12 protein-coding genes, 4 pseudogenes and 1 other annotated feature are annotated in these 18,147 nt (G+C 62.8%); of the genes and pseudogenes, 9 read left to right on the top strand and 7 right to left on the bottom strand.

Annotation, left to right across the window (positions count from 1 at the left end; translation table 11 throughout):
- Positions 1-4 precede the first annotated feature (4 nt).
- From rsfS to Y887_RS08165, 6 genes are all read right to left on the bottom strand, one after another.
- On the bottom strand, positions 5-418 hold the full coding sequence (rsfS, locus tag Y887_RS08190; protein WP_046963868.1) for a ribosome silencing factor: 414 nt from the start codon (positions 416-418) through the stop codon (positions 5-7).
- Positions 419-474: 56 nt separating this feature from the next.
- On the bottom strand, positions 475-1,257 hold the full coding sequence (gene nadD / locus Y887_RS08185; protein ID WP_245879374.1) for a nicotinate-nucleotide adenylyltransferase: 783 nt from the start codon (positions 1,255-1,257) through the stop codon (positions 475-477).
- Between the two features lie 101 nt (positions 1,258-1,358).
- Positions 1,359-2,387, bottom strand: coding sequence for a DNA polymerase III subunit delta (holA, locus tag Y887_RS08180; RefSeq protein WP_046963866.1), 1,029 nt, complete (start codon positions 2,385-2,387; stop codon positions 1,359-1,361).
- 15 nt (positions 2,388-2,402) lie between these two features.
- A complete protein-coding gene (locus tag Y887_RS08175) occupies positions 2,403-3,050 on the bottom strand; it encodes an LPS-assembly lipoprotein LptE (protein ID WP_046963865.1) in 648 nt (215 codons plus the stop codon).
- 410 nt (positions 3,051-3,460) lie between these two features.
- Entirely contained in the window at positions 3,461-6,103 is a 2,643-nt protein-coding gene (gene leuS / locus Y887_RS08170; RefSeq protein WP_046963864.1) for a leucine--tRNA ligase, read from the bottom strand.
- Between the two features lie 72 nt (positions 6,104-6,175).
- The gene (locus Y887_RS08165; RefSeq protein WP_046963863.1) at positions 6,176-6,787 is read right to left on the bottom strand and encodes a DUF998 domain-containing protein; all 612 of its coding nucleotides are present in this window, start codon (positions 6,785-6,787) and stop codon (positions 6,176-6,178) included.
- A gap of 160 nt (positions 6,788-6,947) precedes the next feature.
- On the opposite strand from Y887_RS08165, the gene trxA reads away from it, so the two are divergent.
- The 3 genes and pseudogenes from trxA (at position 6,948) to Y887_RS08155 (ending at position 9,650) form a co-directional block, all read left to right on the top strand.
- Complete coding sequence (gene trxA, locus Y887_RS08160; RefSeq protein ID WP_046963862.1) at positions 6,948-7,808, top strand: thioredoxin; 861 nt, start codon at positions 6,948-6,950, stop codon at positions 7,806-7,808.
- A gap of 377 nt (positions 7,809-8,185) precedes the next feature.
- Positions 8,186-8,332, top strand: a pseudogene (locus Y887_RS18825) (tetrameric acyl-CoA thioesterase); the annotation flags it as partial.
- A gap of 511 nt (positions 8,333-8,843) precedes the next feature.
- Positions 8,844-9,650, top strand: a pseudogene (locus tag Y887_RS08155) (IS5 family transposase).
- Positions 9,651-10,237: 587 nt separating this feature from the next.
- On the opposite strand, the pseudogene Y887_RS08150 reads toward Y887_RS08155, so the two are convergent.
- Positions 10,238-11,405 (bottom strand): annotated as a pseudogene (locus Y887_RS08150) (IS3 family transposase).
- Positions 11,072-11,188, bottom strand: a sequence feature (AL1L pseudoknot). (Overlaps the previous pseudogene by 117 nt.)
- Positions 11,406-11,651: 246 nt before the next feature.
- On the opposite strand from Y887_RS08150, the gene Y887_RS08140 reads away from it, so the two are divergent.
- The 6 genes and pseudogenes from Y887_RS08140 (at position 11,652) to galE (ending at position 18,123) form a co-directional block, all read left to right on the top strand.
- Positions 11,652-12,584: a hypothetical protein gene (locus Y887_RS08140; protein WP_146093349.1), complete on the top strand. Its 933-nt coding sequence runs from the start codon at positions 11,652-11,654 to the stop codon at positions 12,582-12,584.
- Positions 12,585-13,258: 674 nt separating this feature from the next.
- Positions 13,259-14,347: an NAD-dependent epimerase/dehydratase family protein gene (locus Y887_RS08130; RefSeq protein WP_162199160.1), complete on the top strand. Its 1,089-nt coding sequence runs from the start codon at positions 13,259-13,261 to the stop codon at positions 14,345-14,347.
- Positions 14,344-15,432 (top strand): glycosyl transferase family 90, encoded by a 1,089-nt coding sequence (locus tag Y887_RS08125; protein WP_046963858.1) that lies wholly within the window; start codon positions 14,344-14,346, stop codon positions 15,430-15,432. Before Y887_RS08130 ends, Y887_RS08125 begins: the two co-directional genes overlap by 4 nt.
- Positions 15,433-15,452: 20 nt before the next feature.
- On the top strand, positions 15,453-16,337 hold the full coding sequence (locus Y887_RS18270) for a glycosyltransferase family 2 protein (RefSeq protein WP_162199159.1): 885 nt from the start codon (positions 15,453-15,455) through the stop codon (positions 16,335-16,337).
- A 333-nt stretch (positions 16,338-16,670) separates the two neighbouring features.
- A pseudogene (locus tag Y887_RS21545) lies at positions 16,671-17,152 on the top strand (adenylyl-sulfate kinase).
- Complete coding sequence (gene galE, locus Y887_RS08110) at positions 17,149-18,123, top strand: UDP-glucose 4-epimerase GalE (RefSeq protein WP_046963857.1); 975 nt, start codon at positions 17,149-17,151, stop codon at positions 18,121-18,123. Before Y887_RS21545 ends, galE begins: the two are co-directional and overlap by 4 nt.
- Positions 18,124-18,147 lie beyond the last annotated feature (24 nt).

Genomic DNA, 18,147 nt, shown 5'->3' with positions numbered 1-18,147 from the left:
TGACTCAGAGCTGCTCGTCGGCGTCGTCCTGGTCGGACGGACGCTGATCGCCCACCGTCCACAGGCGCTCCAGCGCATAGAACTCGCGTACGCGCGGCAGCATCACGTGCACCACCACATCGCCCAGGTCGACCAGCACCCATTCGGCTTCGCGCTCGCCTTCCACGCCCAGCGGCATCACGTCCAGGCGCTTGGCGAACTTGACCACTTCGTCGGCGATCGATTTGACGTGGCGGGTCGAGGTGCCAGAGACCACCACCATGTAGTCGCAGACGCTGGACTTGCCGCGTACATCGATCTCGACCACGTCCTTGGCTTTCAGCTCTTCGACGGCCTCGCGCACGGTGGCCAACAGGGCCGGCACGGACGGCGGCGGATTCGGAATGGAGGTCTTGATGACTTGGGCTTGGCTGGTCAAAGCGGCAACTCGATGGAATTGGCGTGAATTATAGGCCGGTCCGGGCGGACGCGTGTTCAGCTAGCCGGGCGGGCGCAGCCGTACAGGCCTTCCCGGGCAATAAAGCTGGCCACTGCTGCCGGAACCAGCGCCTGCCAGGCGCCGCCGGCAGCGATCTGCGCGCGCACGGCGCTGGCCGATTCGCCGCGCAGCGGGTGGTGCAATTGCCACAGCCGGCCGGCCGGCGCGGCGACCAACGCATCGGTACTGGCAGCCCAGCGGCCCCGCACAGCCGCCGCCAGTTGCGGCGCGTCGCTCAGGTCCAGGGACGTGCCTGGCCGCGCGGCGATGACGAAGTGCGCCAACGCGAACAGCGCCTCCCACTGGTGCCAGCGGTGCAGTTCCACGAAGGCATCGGCACCCAGTAACCAGGCGATTGGCGTGGCGGGGCCGAGTGCCTGGCGCAGCTCGCGCAAGGTCTCCACGGTGTAGGACGGGGCCAGCTGTTGGCGGGCGCGCTGCAGCTCGCGGCGGTCCAACTGCAGCCCGGGCTGGCCGGCGAGCGCCAGCTCCAGCATCTGCGCACGCTGCGCGGCAGTGGCGCCGGGTGCGGCGCGATGCGGCGGATCGGCAGCCGGCACCAGGTGCACGAGCGCTGCGAGCTCGTCGCGCGCCGCGCAGGCGATGGCCAGGTGACCCAAGTGGATCGGGTCGAAGGTGCCACCGTAGTAGAGGTGGAGCCGGGAGTCGGGGTGGAGCCGGGATTCGGGAATCGGGATTGGGGAATCGGAAGAGCGTGGGTTCGGCGCTGCCGGGTGGGAGTCGGTGGGCGGAGAGGGTTGGGCCGCGCTGCCCGGGATGGCCGTATTTGCGGCCTGGCCGGAGGTTGCGCTGTGTCGGGAGGTGGAGCGCTCGTCGCTGTTAGCGGAGGCGTGGTCTCCGGGGGCGGCATCGCCGGCTTTCACGCCAGCAATCTCACCGCGCGCGCTTCGGCCACTGCGACCAGCAGGCGTTCCAGGCCGACCCAGGCATCGCCGTCGGCGCGGCCCTTGGCCATGCGGTCCACCAGGCCGGCTTCGGCGACGAAGCGTTCCCAGCGGCGCGGCTCGGGATGGCGCTGCAGTGCGCGCTTGAACGGGGCCTGGCGGGATTCCCAGATGCCCTGCGATTTCATTTCCGCAGCCAGGTTGCCGCCATTGGCCTGCACCTTGGCCAGGGCAGCGGTGCGCAGCAGTTCCTTGATCAGGATCGGCATCAATGCCGCCACCGCTTCGCCTTCGGCACGCAGTCCGGCCAGCATGCGGATCACCGCAGCGGCCTGACCGGAGAAGGTAGTTTCGGCCAGCCGGAACACGTCGTAGCGCGCGGCATCGGCCACCAGCGATTCCATCGCCTCCAGATCCAGCGTCTTGCCATCGGCCAGCAAGGCCAGCTTGTCGATCTCCTGCGCGGCGGCCAGCAGGTTGCCTTCCACCCGCTCGGCCAGGCGCTGCACCGCCGCTGCATCGGCGCGCAACCCCTGCGCGCGCAGGCGGCGCTCGATCCAGTCGGACAATTCATGCGGCTTGATCGCCCAGGCCACGGCAATGGTGCCGATCCGGCCGATCGCCTCGGCCCACTTGCCCTGGTGCGCCTTGCTCCAGTCGTTGGCAGTGATCAGCAGCACCACGTCCGGCGGTGGATTGGCGCAGAAGCGGGTGATGACCTCGGCACCGTCCTTGCCCGGCTTGCCGCTGGGCAGGCGCACCTCGACCAGGCGGCGCGGGCTGAACAGGCTGGGCGCATTGAAGCTGGCATCGAGCTGATTCCAGTCGAACTCGCGACCATCGGCATCGAACACTTCGCGCTCGCCGATGCCCTCGGCGCGCGCACGTGCGCGCACCGCATCGGCCGCTTCGAGCACCCGCAAGGTTTCCGGGCCGGCGATCAGATAGGCCGGCTGCAACGGCTGGCTGGACTGGCCGGCCAGCTGTTCTGGGCGAAGTTCCATGACGGAAATCCGCGCTTAGTTGTTGCCTGACGGCTGCGGCGCCGGCGGCAGCGCGGCCGGCACGCTCGATTCCGGCGTCGACGGCTGCACCGGCTGCGTGGTGGCTTGCGGCAGCGGCGCGGTCGGCGTGCTTTCCAGGCTCTCGCCGCGCTGCACGCGCGCACGCACCACGCTATCGATACGGCGCAGGATCGAGGCCGACATGTCCTTGCGCAACTCGTCGGCCAGGATCTCGCGTTCGGTCGCGGTACCGGTGGCATCCACCGGCGGCGACACATAGTCACGCGACAGCTCGATCACCTGCTGCGGCACCAGCACCGCACCGTTGGCGGTGGTGACCGTAAAGATGGCGGCGTAGCGCAGGCTGTATTCCTGCGCACGGCCCTGGCTGTCGATGGCGATCGGCAGATCGCCCCAGCGCTCGGACAACACCTGCACCTGCGCAAAGCCGGTCTTGGCGTCTTCGTCGGCCAGCGTGGCGCCGGCCGCCCTGAGGCCACGCCGCAGCAATTTGGCCAGTTCGCTGTACTGCACTGCGGACTGCACCTTCACCGCCGGGGTATCGGGCGGCAGCGCAAGCGAATTGCGCAGGTGGAAGCCGCAGGCGGTGAGGCTGGAGACCAGCACGAGGGACGCAGCGAAAGCAGTAGGAAATCGAATCATGGGCACAGTCTGGATGAGCGCCCCGGCGGCGGCAACAGGCGGCTAGCCTGACGCAGCGCGCGTGAACGGGGCTTGATAGGGCGCCGCAGACCTAACGCGGCGCCCAGGAATGACAAACGCGTCGCTGCGCGCCGGCGAAACGAATGACCACAAGCCACCCCGACCATCTCCCCTGCACGTCGCCAAGCGCGACTGAAATGCAGTACCGGGAACCATCGCGGTAACTTCACCCCTGCATTGCGACGCACCGGCACCGTTGATCGCAGCGAACCGCTGCAGCGACCGGACCTGCGCAGCACCACGTGCCAGTGCGGCAGATTGCCACTACCGCCGCAGCAAGCTTGCAGCGCGCCGCCACGCCACCACGCCGCTCCGGCAATTGCCCGGATCGGCAATGGCGAGCCGGGCGATCACCCCGCCACGATGTTCACGATCTTGCCCGGCACGATGATGATCTTGCGGATCGTCAGCCCATCCAGGAATTTCGCGGCATTGGGTTCGGCCTGGGCCAGCGCTTCGATCTGCTCGCGTGCCGCGTCCGCGGCCACCTCGATGGTGCCGCGCAGCTTGCCGTTGATCTGCACCGCCAGCGTCAATGCGTCGCGCACCAATGCGCTGGCGTCGACCTGCGGAAACGCAACGTCTTCCAGCAGCGTTTCGCCACGGCCCAGCACCTGCCACAAGGCGTGGCTGGCGTGCGGGGTGATCGGGTTGAGCAGCAGCACCATCGCTTCCAGCGCTTCCTGCCGCACCGCCCTGCCCTGGTCGCTGGCGTCGTCGAACTTGGCCAGCGCGTTGGACAACTCCATCACCGCGGCGATCGCGGTGTTGAAGCTGTGGCGGCGGCCGTAGTCGTCGCTGACCTTGCCGATGGTTTCGTGGATCTTGCGGCGGATCGCCTTCTGCTCGGCGCTCAGGCTGGCGGCGTCCAGCGCAGCGGCGGCGCCTTCGCCCACATGCTTGTGCACCTGCACCCACAGCCGGCGCATGAAGCGCGCCATGCCGTCGACACCGGCCTCGTTCCACTCCAGCGATTGCTCCGGCGGCGCGGCAAACATCGAGAACAGCCGCACGGTGTCGGCGCCGTACTTGGCCACCATCGACTGCGGGTCCACGCCGTTGTTCTTGGACTTGGACATCTTTTCGGTGCCGCCGATCTGCACCGGCCGGCCGTCGGCGATCAGCACCGCGCCGGTGACGCGGCCGCGTTCGTCGCGCTGGATCTCCACGTCTGCCGGGTTGATCCAGTCCTTGCCGCCGTTGTCGGCATCGCGATAGAAGGTGTCGGCGATCACCATGCCCTGGGTGAGCAGGTTGGTCACCGGCTCGTCGCTGTCCACCAGCCGCGCGTCGCGCATGAGCTTGTGATAGAAGCGGAAGTACATCAGGTGCAGGATCGCGTGCTCGATGCCGCCCACGTACAGGTCGGCCGGCATCCAGTAATTGGCGCGGCGGTCGACCATGTCGCGTGCGTTGGGGCTGGTGTAGCGCGCCACGTACCAGCTCGACTCCATGAAGGTGTCGAAGGTGTCGGTCTCGCGCTCGGCCGGGCCGCCGCAGTCCGGGCAGGTGGTCTGGCGCCAGGTGGGGTCGGTCTTGATCGGCGAACCGGTCCCGGCAAACTCCACGTTCTCCGGCAGCACCACCGGCAGTTGGTCTTCCGGCACCGGCACCGCGCCGCACTTGGCGCAATAGATCACCGGGATCGGGCAGCCCCAATAGCGCTGGCGGCTCACGCCCCAGTCGCGCAGGCGGTAATTGACCCGGCGCTGGCCCTGGCCCTTGCGCTCGAAACGCTCGGCCAATGCCTCGAAGGCGCCGCCGAAATCCAGGCCGTCGAACTCGGCCGAATTGATCAGCTCCAGCTGGCGGCTCTTGTCGGTGTACCAGTCGCGCCACTGGGTGGCGTCCCAGGTCTGTTCATCGTCATTGCGCGGCTCGCGCAGCTTGACTACCTGCACGATCGGCAGGCCGTACTTGTTGGCGAACTCGAAATCGCGCTGGTCGTGACCCGGCACCGCCATCACTGCACCGGTGCCGTAGCCCATCAGCACGAAGTTGGCCACCCACACCGGCACCTGCTCGCCGCTGATCGGATGCACCGCAGTCAGGCCGGTGGCCATGCCGCGCTTTTCCTGGGTTTCCAGCTCGGCTTCGGAGACGCCGCCGTGCTTGAGCGTTTCCAGCAGCGCAGCCAGCTCCGGACTGGATTTGGCCGCGTGCAGCGCCAGCGGATGCTCGGCGGCGATCGACACGAAGGTCACGCCCATCAGCGTGTCCGGACGGGTGGTGAACACGCGCAGCGGGTCGAGCGGCGCACCGTCGGTGTCGCGCACGTCGAACTGGATCTCCAGCCCTTCCGAGCGGCCGATCCAGTTGCGCTGCATGGTCTTGACCGAGTCCGGCCAGCCGTCCAGCTGGTCCAGGCCGTCGAGCAGTTCCTGCGCGTAGTCGGTGATGCGCAGGAACCACTGCGGAATCTCGCGCTTTTCCACCAATGCGCCGGAGCGCCAGCCGCGGCCGTCGATGACCTGCTCGTTGGCCAGCACGGTCTGATCGATCGGGTCCCAGTTCACCACCGCATTGCGGCGATAGGCCAGGCCCTTGCGCATCAGCCGGGTGAACATGCGCTGCTCGTGCACGTAGTAGTCCGGCGTGCAGGTGGCGAACTCGCGCGACCAGTCGATGGCGTAGCCCAGCGATTTCAGCTGGCCGCGCATGTGCTCGATGTTGGCGTAGGTCCACTTGGCCGGCGCGGTCTTGTTCTTGATCGCCGCGTTTTCCGCCGGCAATCCGAACGCGTCCCAGCCCATCGGCTGCATCACGTTGTGGCCGGTCATGCGCTTGTAGCGGCTGACCACATCGGAGATGGTGTAGTTGCGCACATGGCCCATGTGCAGCGCACCGGACGGGTACGGCAGCATCGACAGGCAATAGAACTTCGGTTTGTCCGAAGTCTCGTCGACCTGAAAGGCGCGGGTGGCATCCCAGAACTGCTGGGCGGAGGATTCGACCTGTTGCGGGTCGTAGGCGTTCGGTTCGACGGTGGACATTGGGAGCGGATGCTCGGGCGGTGCAAAGCGGTACAGGGTACCGCAGTGCAGCAGGTGCTCCAAACCGCTCGCTCAGATCGCCGGCCTTGCCGGCCAGATCCAGGCGGCGACCGCCAGCCAGCCGACCCAGGCCAGAAACGCCAGGCGCTGGGCGATGGCCTGCCGCAGCAGGCCGGGCGGGCCGAACGCCAGCACCGCCACCAGCAGCCCGGCCGCCAGACTGAGCCAGGCCAGCGCGCGGGTCTCGGGGGCATTGAGCAGCGCAGCGGCAATCAACAGCATGCCGGGCACAAAGGCCACCGCCCACAGCAACCAGGCCGTGGCATGGGCCTGACTGGCGCGGCCGTCCAGATCGGTGGGATCCAGCGGCAGCATGCCCATGCCGATGAAGGCCAGCCCGGCCAGCACGATCAGCTGCCCACCCACGCGCAGGCTCCAGCCGGCCCTGGGCGGCATGCGCGCCAGCAGGCTGACGCCGGTGACCATACCCAGCGCGCCGACCAGCACGAACGCCAGCAGGTTGAAGCCCAGCGCATGCGGCACGCCTTGCGCGCCCAGCAGCGCGACCGGGTGGCTGGCCTGCAGATAACCCGGCAACGTGGCGCCGAACCCGACCAGCGCCAGCACGAACACGCTTGCCGCGATCAGCCCCAGGTAGCGCTGCGCGCTGTCGGTCCTTCCCATTGTCGTGCTCCGCTGCGGGGCGCACGCGCCACCAGGACGCGGCATTGTCGGGCCGGGCGGGCACGCCGTGAACCCCCTTCGGCGTCCGCACGCGGCCTTGTGTCGGCCCGGTTTGCCACCATTACCTCCCAACTATTGCCGTCAGCCCATCAGGAAGCCCATGTCCGACAAGCCGCATGTATTCGATGCCACCACCGACACCTTCGAGACCGAGGTCCTGCAGAAATCGTTGACGACACCGGTACTGGTGGACTTCTGGGCCACCTGGTGCGGTCCGTGCAAATCGCTGACGCCGATCCTGGAAAAACTGGCGGGCGAGTACAACGGCGCATTCGAGCTGGGCAAGGTCGATGTGGACAAGGAACAGCAGATCGCCGCCGCGTTCCAGATCCGCTCGGTGCCGACGGTGTTTTTGGTCAAGGGCGGCGAGATCGTCGACGGCTTCCCCGGCGCGATGCCGGAGGGCCAGGTGCGCGAATTCCTGACCCAGCACGGCGTGCTGCCGGCCGAGCCGCAGACGCCCGAAGCGCTGCAGCCCGAGGCGCCGCTGGACCCGCAGGCACAGGCCGCCGCATTGCGCGAGGCGATCGCCGCCGACCCGGACAAGGACGAGCTCAAGCTGGACCTGGCGCTGGCGCTGCTCAAGACCGGCGACACCGCCGAGGCCGAACAGCTGATCGACGCCCTGCCCGCCAACCTGGCCACCGACGACCGTGCGGTGCGCGCCAAGGCCCGGCTGGGCTTTGCCAATGTGCTCAAGGACGCCCCGGACGCCGGCACGTTGCAGGCTCGCGTGGACGCCAACGGCGCCGACCTGCAGGCGCGCCATCTGCTCGGCGTGCGCCATCTGCTCGACGGCAACGACGAAGCGGCGCTGGAACAGTTCCTGGAAATGTTGCGCCAGGATCGCGCCTTCGAGGAGAACCTGCCGCGCCGCAGCCTGATCGATGCGTTCCGCGTGATCGAAGACGAAGACCTGGTCGGCCGCTACCGCCGCAAGATGTCGGCGCTGGTGTTCTGACAGCCGGTGGCGCTGCGGCGCCACATGGACCCGTAGCAGCGGATCCGGTCGCGGCAACGCACTGTTCCCGCGTAGGCGGACTTGGCCGCGACGCGTCATGCCCCGGTCGCGACAAGGTCCCCGGGTATCGGTAACGCACCGTCGCGGCCAGCTCCGCTCCTACGAGGGTCGATGCACTGCTGCCTGCTGCGCACAGGCCGCACCCGGCACAGCGTTGACGTCTTCAAGCCTCCTCCTGACGCGTAGGAGCGGACCCGGCCGCGACGCGGCATTACCCGGACACAACCGCCTCGATCTCGATGTCGACCTGCGGCACCGCCACCATACGCATGCGAATGTTATGCTGTGGACTCCACCCGCCATGGAACCAGGCCCGCATGCGCGCTTCACTGTTCAAGCTCGGCATCAACCTGTGGCCGCCCTATTTGTTCTCGGGGATCCACGTCACCGTGTTGTCGGCCGACTATCGCTTCGCGCGTGTGGAACTGCGGCAGCGCCCGTGGAATCGCAATTACGTCGGATCAATCATGGCAATTAAGATTTGATGCCACTTGTTTCACCCGCGCCCGTGACTCAATTGACATTCCGCGAGACCGCCGGCCTGGATCTAATCGGCCGTGATCCACACCAGCTAGAAGCTGCAGGCTATCCGTCACTGATCCACGTCCCATTTCCAATTCACGAAGACGGGACCTACCCTTACGATACGAACAGATACATTCGAGCCCGTTCATTATGTGAATGGCAGTTACGGATGGGAAACGAATCTTCACCTTCTCGATCCGGTAGGCGATTTCCAACAGCCCAAACATCCTCTGCCGTTGCCTGGCGTATCGGAGCGTTCCTAGATTGGTGTGAAGAGACCAAACGTGATTGGCGAAAAGCCAGCTATTTTGATGACCTAATACTGGCATGGCAGCCCAAACTTCTTTCTGGTGAGGCAACCAAATCGGGCAAACCAGTTAGCAACGACGCTGCATACGTTTTGATTAGAGCGTGTTATGAACTTGAGGCTCGTGTGGCCATCGTAACCGGATGAAGCCACCGCGCCCATATCCGACCGACGTATCCGATGAAGAATGGGCATTCGCTGCGCTGTACTTGACACTCATGGGTCCGCATGCACGGCAACGCAAGTACGACCTGCGCCTGATGTTCAACGCATTGCGCTGGATGGCGCGAGCCGGGGCGCCCTGGCGCCTGATTCCCCACGAGTTTCCGCCGTGGGAGGTGGTCTACCAGCAAACCCAACGGTGGCTGCAGGCTGGCTGCGTTGAGGCTATGGTCAACGACTTGCGTTCGATCTTGCGGTTAGCTCAAGGCAAGCCGGGGCAGCCCAGCGCCGTGATCCTGGATGGCCGAACGTTGCAGTCCACCTGCGAAAGCGGACCACGTGCTGGGTACGACGGCTACAAGTGCAAAAAGGGCAGCAAGGTGCACATGGCGGTGGACACGCTCGGCCACCTGCTGGCAGTGCAGGTTACGCCAGCCGACGAGCAGGAATGAGCCCAGGTACGATCGCTGGCACAGGACGTTCAGCATGTCACGGGCGAGACGGTAAAACTAGCGTTCGTCGATCAAGGCTACACAGGCGAAGGACCGGCCGAAGCCGCGCATGAGGAAGGCATCGCACTGCACGTCGTCAAACTGCCGGAGGCCAAGAAAGGCTTTGTGTTGCTGCCGCGCCGCTGGGTCGTGGAGCGTAGTTTCGGTTGGGTCAATCGGTTCCGACGCCTGGCACGTGACTACGAACGCCTGCCGCAAACACTTGCAGGACTCCACTTCGTCGTCTTGACCATCCTCATGCTCGGAAATGCCGCGTCTCTGCTTCAAAATTCATAACACGCTCTAGCGAGGCATGCTATTTCCCTATTTGGCCGGCGATCCACTTCGTGACCTGACAGAACCATCCGATGTAGTAACAAATAGTGTTTCGGCCTCGACGTCAAGAGGAGCAAGCGCCAGCGGTGACAGAAGGCACAGCGCAGAATCACGCGTAGGGGCCCTAACCCCTGCTAGAGGCCAGTTCTTCCTTCTGACTCCGGAGGTGGTGGGAATTTGGATGCTAGGCATGCGGTCGCACTGTCCAGTCAAGGCGCTGATGGCCGACTCATCCTTTTTACTGGCATAAGGTTCAGTGAATGCTGCGAGTGGCGCATCGACACACTTCCACAGCAGGAATTGTGGACGATTCGCGACGGCAAAGTCACCATAATATCTCGCCACGGAATCAAAGGCCCCAAGGCTGCCCCTGGAAGCATTCTTTCGGCTAGACCTCACCTCGGGACATTGAGAACCCCATTGAACTCGCGCTACGAATCAATCACTACGCCAACGTCACTCGCCCAACTCAGCTGTTGCGCTGGACAAGATCGGATAAAACTTCAGAGTGAACCGCCCCGATTTTCTTGGAGGCCGTTTGGTTTGAGTCAGGCCGCCTTGGCCTGAACGGCTCGTTGCTGATAGTAAGCCGCTTCGGCTTCCGCTGACAGCGGTATGCCTAACGGCCCAGCAGGCGCTTGTAGTTGAACCAGTGCACCCAGTCCAGCGCGGCCAATTCCACCTGCTCGCGGTTGCGCCATGAATGCCGGTGGATCATATCCGCCTTGTAAAGCCCGCTGATCGTCTCGGCCAGCGCGTTGTCGTAGCTGTCGCCTATGCTGCGAACCGCCGGCTCCACCCGGCCTCGGCCAAGCGTTCGCTGTAGCGGATGCTCGCCTATTGCGAACCGCGGTCGGAGTGATGGATCAGTTCACCCTCTCGGCGTCGGGCGTGCAGGGCCTGTTCCAGGGCGTCGAGTACGAAGTCGGTGGTCATAGAACTGGACGCCTTCCAGCCCACGACTCGCCGCGAGTGCATGTCGATCACGAAGGCCACGCACACCATGCCCCGCCACGTCGAGACATACGTGAAGTCGCTCACCCACAGCGCATTCGGCCGCTCGGCATGGAACTGCCGGTTCACCCGATCCAGCAGACACGGCTGGGCCTTGTCACCGATCGTGGCCTTCACGACCTTGCCCCGGATCACACCCCGCAGGCCCAGCCGAGGGATCAGCCGTTCCACCGTGCATCGCGCCACCTGCCAGCCTTCCTGCAGCAACTGCCCCCCAGACCTTGCGAGCACCTTAGACCTGACGGTTCTCGTCCCACACCCGGCGAACCTCCGCCTCCAGCGGCTGATCCCGCCGCCAGCGATCGGGGCGCGCTGGGGGGGCGGCTTCCCGTGCCGCGTGACTGTGACGCGTGGCTGTGATAAGTCTACGGAGCGATCTCGAGCAGCCGGCAGATCGGCTCGACTCCGTAGGCGTGGCGGTAGTCGGCCACGAACCCGGTCATGGCTTGAAGCGACGGTCGAGCTCCGCCTGGGCAAAATACGTCGACGCCTTGCGTAGGATCTCGTTGGTCTGCCACAACTCCCGTACCTCATGCTCCAGCGCCCTCATCCGCGCCCGCTCATCGCTCGTCAGGCCTGGACTCAACCCCTGGCTTGCCGCACCCACAGGCGCAACGTCTCGGCAATGCAATCAACCTTCCCGACAATCGACGCGATCACCGCCCACTGCGAACCGTACTCTTCCTGGTGCTGTAGCACCATCCGCAGCGCTCGCTCCCGGACTTCCGGGGAGTACTTCACTTGGCTTGGTCACGGCTCCATCTTCTAAAAGGTTGGAAGCCTCCAAGTTTCCGGGGGCGGTTCAGTTGCAGTCTCTGCTCCGATCCATGCAAAGCGGATTGATGGCCGTTTGACTATCGGCTACTCTCGATTTGCAGGGTTTGGGATTCACAACGACGCAGACATCGAAATTTGTTGAACGCCATCCGTTCATAAGGTATCGAAGGTTTGAACATACCCATAGGCAAGCGCTTTGGTGCGAAGCATACAACGGTCGAAATGCCGGTACATTCGTTCATCGATCGGGATGAGTACGCGCACCTGACCACCCTCGTGGCTGACCATTACACGGGCAGGGGCATTATTGTCGATGCGGGATGCTTCGCTGGATCATCTACGCTGGCGCTCTGCGCCGGCATCCGCGAAGACTTGTTGAAGACCGCCGACTCTAAGATCTTGGTTGCAATCGACCGCTTTGTCGTTGAGGACACTTATCTGACCCAACATTTCTTGGAGACCGGCGAGGACATCAGGTATGGAGAATCCTTCCTGACCACCTTTCTCGACACCGTGGCCGCTTTTCTGCCCTGGATAGAGGTCCGTGCGGGGGAGGTAACTCGAGTGGGCCGGTTAGAACGACCCGTCGAACTTCTATTCCTGGATGTCGCCAAGTCGCCTTACCTCAATGCGTATGCCCTCCGCCACTGGTTCCCGAACCTGACGGATTCGGCCATCGTCGTCCAACAGGATTTCTATTCCCCCGCGCATCACTGGATCGCGTCAAGCATGGGGGCGCTCTTGGATCACGTTGATGTGTTGACCGAGCGCGTAGGCGAGACGGCCGTCTTCAGATTTCGAACGCCGCCGGACGCTGCAACGCTGGTAGAGGCGGGACGAACCGATAGGCCTGCGCAATCGCTGCATTACCTTGATCAAATGATCGGCAGGTTGAGCGCTGAGAATCGGCCTCCGCTGCTGATATCGAAGGCCAAAATGCTCAATCGGTCCGGCGCTTCGGCCGATGCAAAGGAGATACTGCGTGACCTGCTGGGCGGGACACCCGTGCGTTCAATGCCAAAATGGAACCAATGGCTCTCCTCGGCTCTACAGATCATTGCCCCGGAGCTGCTCGACACATATCGAACCATTGCTCATCCCTAATCTTGGCAATGACCCTTTATCTGACCACTGCACGGCCACACACTGATGCTCGAAGTCATAGAGATTGAAAGACTTCTTCGGTTCCGCGCAAGAGGCTTGGACGAACTGGAGGAGCTGGTGGGCGACATATCAACGCTCATTGATGCAAGGCGGCAACGCGATAGGCGCATCCGCGTACTTGATCCCGGATTCGACTTTGGCGCCACCCTCATGGCCTTGGGCAGGCGGCATAGGCACGAGTCGATATCCATGGAATCAACAGGACGTCGCACCATGACGACTGGGATGTCCTGAAGAGATAAGTGCAGCGATTCGGTTCGCTGCGAAAAGACGAAGCAAAACGCAGAAGCTAATTTGAGATGCGAAAGGCACCCTCCCTATGTCTCGACTTGGAATTCACGTGCGCAATCGACCTCAGCAACATTTGCAGGGCATGTACGGCAGCAAGGGCATCTACCGGACTAAAGGTTGACCGCTCCTCGCGCCAAAATGCGACACACACTTGCGTCATCGCAGATCCTGGCGAGCGGTAGCGCTGTGTCGTTTCCTGGACTATAGTCGGGGCAGCGCAGCAGTGTAGTCGTCGCCGGGCGAATCAGGCACGCAGTTGCGCTGCACAGCGCGTAACGAGGCACATGCAGCGAAATCCAATTTCTCAGGAAAGGGAGTCAGTGTTGAAACTGATTATTTTGGGATGCGGTGGATTTGTCGGAAGTCACCTGCTAGATCGGCTTCTGAGCCGCTCAGACATGGAAATCGAAGGCTGGGACCCGGATGCGAGCAAAATCACCAAACACATCGATGATCCGCGCTTCACGTTCCATCAGGTTCCGTGCATTGATGATGTCGAACTGAGTCGCTTAGAGGAACGGCTGGCCGAAGCCGACGCGCTGGTAAATCTCGCAGCGATCTGCAATCCAGCCCAATACAATACGCAGCCACTCGACGTCATCCGGGCCAACCTCCTCGACTCCTATCCCATCGTCGAAGCATGCGCGCGGGCGGGCACTTGGCTCGTCTACTTCTCGACGAGTGAGGTTTACGGCCGCACCTTGTCAAGCTATGTCAAGACCGGATCAGATGACCCGGATCTCTACGAGCTTCGTGAAGAGCAGACACCTCTGATCATGGGCCCTGTGTCCAACCAAAGGTGGACGTATGCGTGCGCCAAGCAGATGATGGAGCGTATCGTTTACGCTCACCATTCCACGAGCGGAATGCCCTTTACGATCATCCGCCCGCTGAACTTCTTCGGCCCGCGGATGGACTACATCCCGCGTAGCGATGGAGAAGGCATCCCGCGGGTACTGGCATGCTTCATGGCGGCACTGCTCCGTGGCGATCCGATGAAGCTGGTAGATGGTGGCCAAGCTAGGCGCACAATAGTCGCGATCGAAGAAGCCGTTGAAGCCATTGCTCGGATTCTTGATCGGCCGCTCGAGGCGCAGAACCAGATATTCAATATTGGGAATCGCAACAACGAAGTGACAATGCGTGGACTGGCCGAATTGATGCGTGACGTCTATGCCGAGATCACCGACGATCCGCGCTATCGCGAACATCCTATCGTAGAGGTCTCCAGCGAGGAATTCTACGGAAAGGGATACGAGGACTGCGACCGACGCATGCCGGACCTGACGCAGGCGAACACCCTGCTGGACTGGTATCCACGGCGGAATCTGCGCGACATCCTGCTGCCGACGATGCGCGACTACCACATCCGCTACGCAGCTACCTCGGAGCCAGAAGAAGCTACGCAGTGACATCGAGCTCCGCCAAAGCGCGCATCGAGGAGCAGGTCGATCGCAGCTTCTCGCACTTGGAAGCCAACGGAACCAGCGACAGTTGGCTGGATGAATTCGTTTCGTTCCTGCGTTCGCCGGGAACGTTTCGGAGGTCTCCGCTCATCATTCACTGCCGATTCGACGATGGCGCATTGAGGCACCGTATTGTCGTCGACAACCCCCATCTCAATCGACGGCTCTCACGACAATTTCTGCCCTTCCTTGACCGGGTTCGCGAACGGCTACGAGGTAGGGCTGACGTTCTGGTACTTCTCAGTGACAGCGTCTATATCGTCGAGTCGAAGCGAATCCAGTTCATCGAGTACATGAGGCACGTTCCCTTCATGCGGGGGGATTGGCTCGAAGGTGACCCGGTGAGCAGCAGCGCGCTGGCCATTCCAGACTTTACCCTGCAGGATGAGAACTACAGGAATGAAATCGCGTCGATCGATCGTGCGGCGTCACACCAACCCTTCTCAAGCCGGATTAATCTCATCAAATGGCGAGGGCGACTGACCGGCCCCGGCTATCCCGATGCAGAGAATTGCCATCGATTTCCCCGATACCACCTGTTGCGATTGGGGGCGGAGCACCCGGATGTCCTTGATGCCCGATTGACTCATTACGACAATTTCCCTGATACACCTGCCGGAAATAAACTTCAGGAGCAGCTGAATGCGCTACTGGGGAGTACCGAACCGGAAATTCCTCCCGCCGAGTTCGCGTCGTACAAGTACTTGATCTCAACGGATGGCGTAGCGTCCAGCTGGAAGCGGGTTGCCAATTCGTTGCGAACCGGCTCGGTGCTGCTGATGCAGCATAGATGGAGTCAGTTCTTCTACCCCGGATTGGCTCCCTGGGAGCACTATGTACCCATCAGCGATGACATGTCCGATCTCTTGGCGCGCCATGCTTGGCTCGATGCCCATCCGCGGCAGGCCGAGCGCATCGGGTGTCAGGGCCGCCTATTCGCGGAATCCCTCCTCAGCGTCACCGCGATCGAGGAACACTTTGCCAGCGTATTGAACCGCTGCGCCACCCTGCCGCATGCGGGGCCTCGGTAGGTATCCAGGAGATGACAGGCATGCGTCTGATACTCACCCTGCTCTGCCGCAATGAAGCCGATGTCATTGGCAGCATGCTTGACTTCCACCTGAGCCGCGGTGTCGATCTGATCATTGCCACCGACAACGGCTCCAGCGACGGAACGGCGACCGTTCTCCAGGCGTACGCGGATCGAGGCGTGTTGCGGCTCCTGCATCAGCCACTCCAAACCCACGATCAGGCAGTGTGGGTAACCCGAATGGCTCGAATGGCGGCCGAGCACCACGGCGCAGACTGGGTGATCAACAGCGACGCCGACGAGTTCTGGTGGCCCGCCAGCGGCAACCTAAAAGCCGAACTGGCAGCAATCCCTAAGGCGGCGCAGGCTCTGCGCGTTGAGCGGCGAAACTTCCTCCCCCCTGAGCCGGACGCCGCCGAATCACTACCTTTCCATCAGGCGCAGACGATACGTGAGCGCGTGTCGCTGAATAGCTGCGGACGCCCTCTCCCCCCCAAAGTATGTCATCGCGCGCACCCCGCGATTTCGATCGGAGATGGCAACCACGCTGTCACGCTCGATGGACAGCCGCTCGCTACCACGTCTTGTGACGGACTGGAAATTCTTCATTTTCCCGTGCGCCGCTACGACCAGTTGGAGAGGAAGATCCGGGAGGGAACCGAGTCCCTGATCGCCAATCCGCGCGTAGACCCGAAGGTAGGCGACACGTGGCGACACCTTTACAGTCAACACCTCCTGCGCGGTACGTTGCCGGCATACTATTCCGGCCTGAGGCCGCCCCCACCCGCGCTGGAGGCGGGTCTGGCACGAGGAGACTTGATCGATGACCGACGCCTCCAGGAGGCACTATCGATGCGCCGCCACCTTGATCGCCCCATCTCGGATGCCTGCAGCAATGACATGTAGGCGCACCGACGAACCAGACAGCGACGCGGCGCTTCTGATATCGTCCCAACTACTCCCCGGCATCTTGCCCGGTCACAGGAAGTGAGCTCAGTGACAACGTATGTCGTACAGCGCAGGACGCACGGATGCTCGCAGATGCCCGTGATTTGGAGCACGATATTCTGACCGATACCCGAGGAAGTTGGTCTGCTTAATCAAGCAGATTGAATGAACTCGAAGATGAGTGCATCTATATCATTCGAGAGGTGATGGCGTGTTTCCGCCGCACCGTTCTGCTGTATTCAAACGGGAAGGACAGCTCGTTGCTGCTGCATATTCTCTAGAGGCATCGCTGTGGCGCTTCTTGACGGCGACGAGGTCCGTAAGGGATTGTCCAGTGATCTTGGCTATACCGATCAGGACAGGTCGGAAAACTTCAAGAGAGTAGCGCACGTCGCAAGGTTGATGGTGGACGCCGAGCTAATGGTGATTGTCATTCTGATCTCATCATCCCGAAGGGACAGACTTTCCGCGAAGACATGCATCGACCCTAATCGCTTCTCCGGGGTCTTCGTGGATGCTCCACTCAGCGTACGGAATTCCGGAACATGAAGGGCCTGTCTCGGCTCGGCTCGGCGCGGGGGGGGATATCCCACTTCACCCGAATCGACTCCGCTTACGAAGCGCCCTCCCAGCCAGACGTGCACGTGTACGTGCAAACCGACAGGTACTCGGTGGACCAGTCCGTCCTTCGTGAGTTCGAATTGCATGACGTGGGTAGGCCCATGACGACGGCGCGAGCCAGTGCCATAGACACCCGAATGGAGCGACAATGAAGATTCTGGTCGCAGGAGGCGCAGGCTATGTCGGTTCACACGTGGCCAAGCGGCTCGCACACGACGGTATCGAGGTCCATGTCCTCGACAACCTGAGTACCGGCCACCGCGAGGCCGTGCTATGGGGACGCCTTATCGAAGCCGATCTTCTCAGGATCGACTCACTGGACCGTGCCCTTTCAGCGAACCGGTACCACGCCGTTATGCACTTCTGCTCTCGCTCCCTGGTAGGCGAATCAGTGAGCGCGCCCTACGACTACTACCACGCCAATGTGGTCGGCACGCTCAACCTGCTTGAGGCGATGAAGCGTCACCACATTGGAAAGCTGGTGTTCTCATCCTCCGCCGCCGTCTTCGGCAATCCGGACCGTGACCTGATAGATGAAACACATCCCCGTCACCCCATCAATCCGTACGGCAAAAGCAAGCTCATGGTGGAGTCGATCCTTGAGGATGCGGCCACAGCCTACGGGTTACGCTCGGTAGCGCTGCGATACTTCAATGCGGCAGGTGCGGATCCGTCCGGACGCATTGGTGAGTCACGCAACCCCGAGACACACGTCATTCCAAACATGTTCCGCTCGGTGCTTGGCCACGCGCCCTGCTTCACGGTTCTCGGGGACGACTACCCGACGTCGGACGGAACCTGCATCCGCGACTACGTGCATGTGAATGATATTGCAGAGGCGCATCTGGAGGCATTGCATTGGCTGGCGCACAACGAAGGTTCAGCCAGGTTCAACGTGGGTAACGGAGTCGGATTCAGCGTGCGCGAGGTGCTCGCCGCTGCCGAACACGTGATAGGGCGTAAGATCGCCTATGAGATCGCCCCTCGCCGCAAGGGCGACCCGGCCATTCTGGTGGCCAGCATCGAAAAAGCGCGAACCGAACTGGGGTGGCGGCCCCGCTATTCCGGGATCGAAGACATACTTTCTGCAGCCTGGGCCTGGCATCAGAACCCCGCGTACTAGGACCTGTTAACAAATCCGAAGCTC

The sequence above is a fragment of the Xanthomonas pisi DSM 18956 genome (genome assembly GCF_001010415.1).
Classification (GTDB): Bacteria; Pseudomonadota; Gammaproteobacteria; order Xanthomonadales; family Xanthomonadaceae; genus Xanthomonas; species Xanthomonas pisi.
This window is presented reverse-complemented; position numbering and strand designations above follow the sequence as displayed.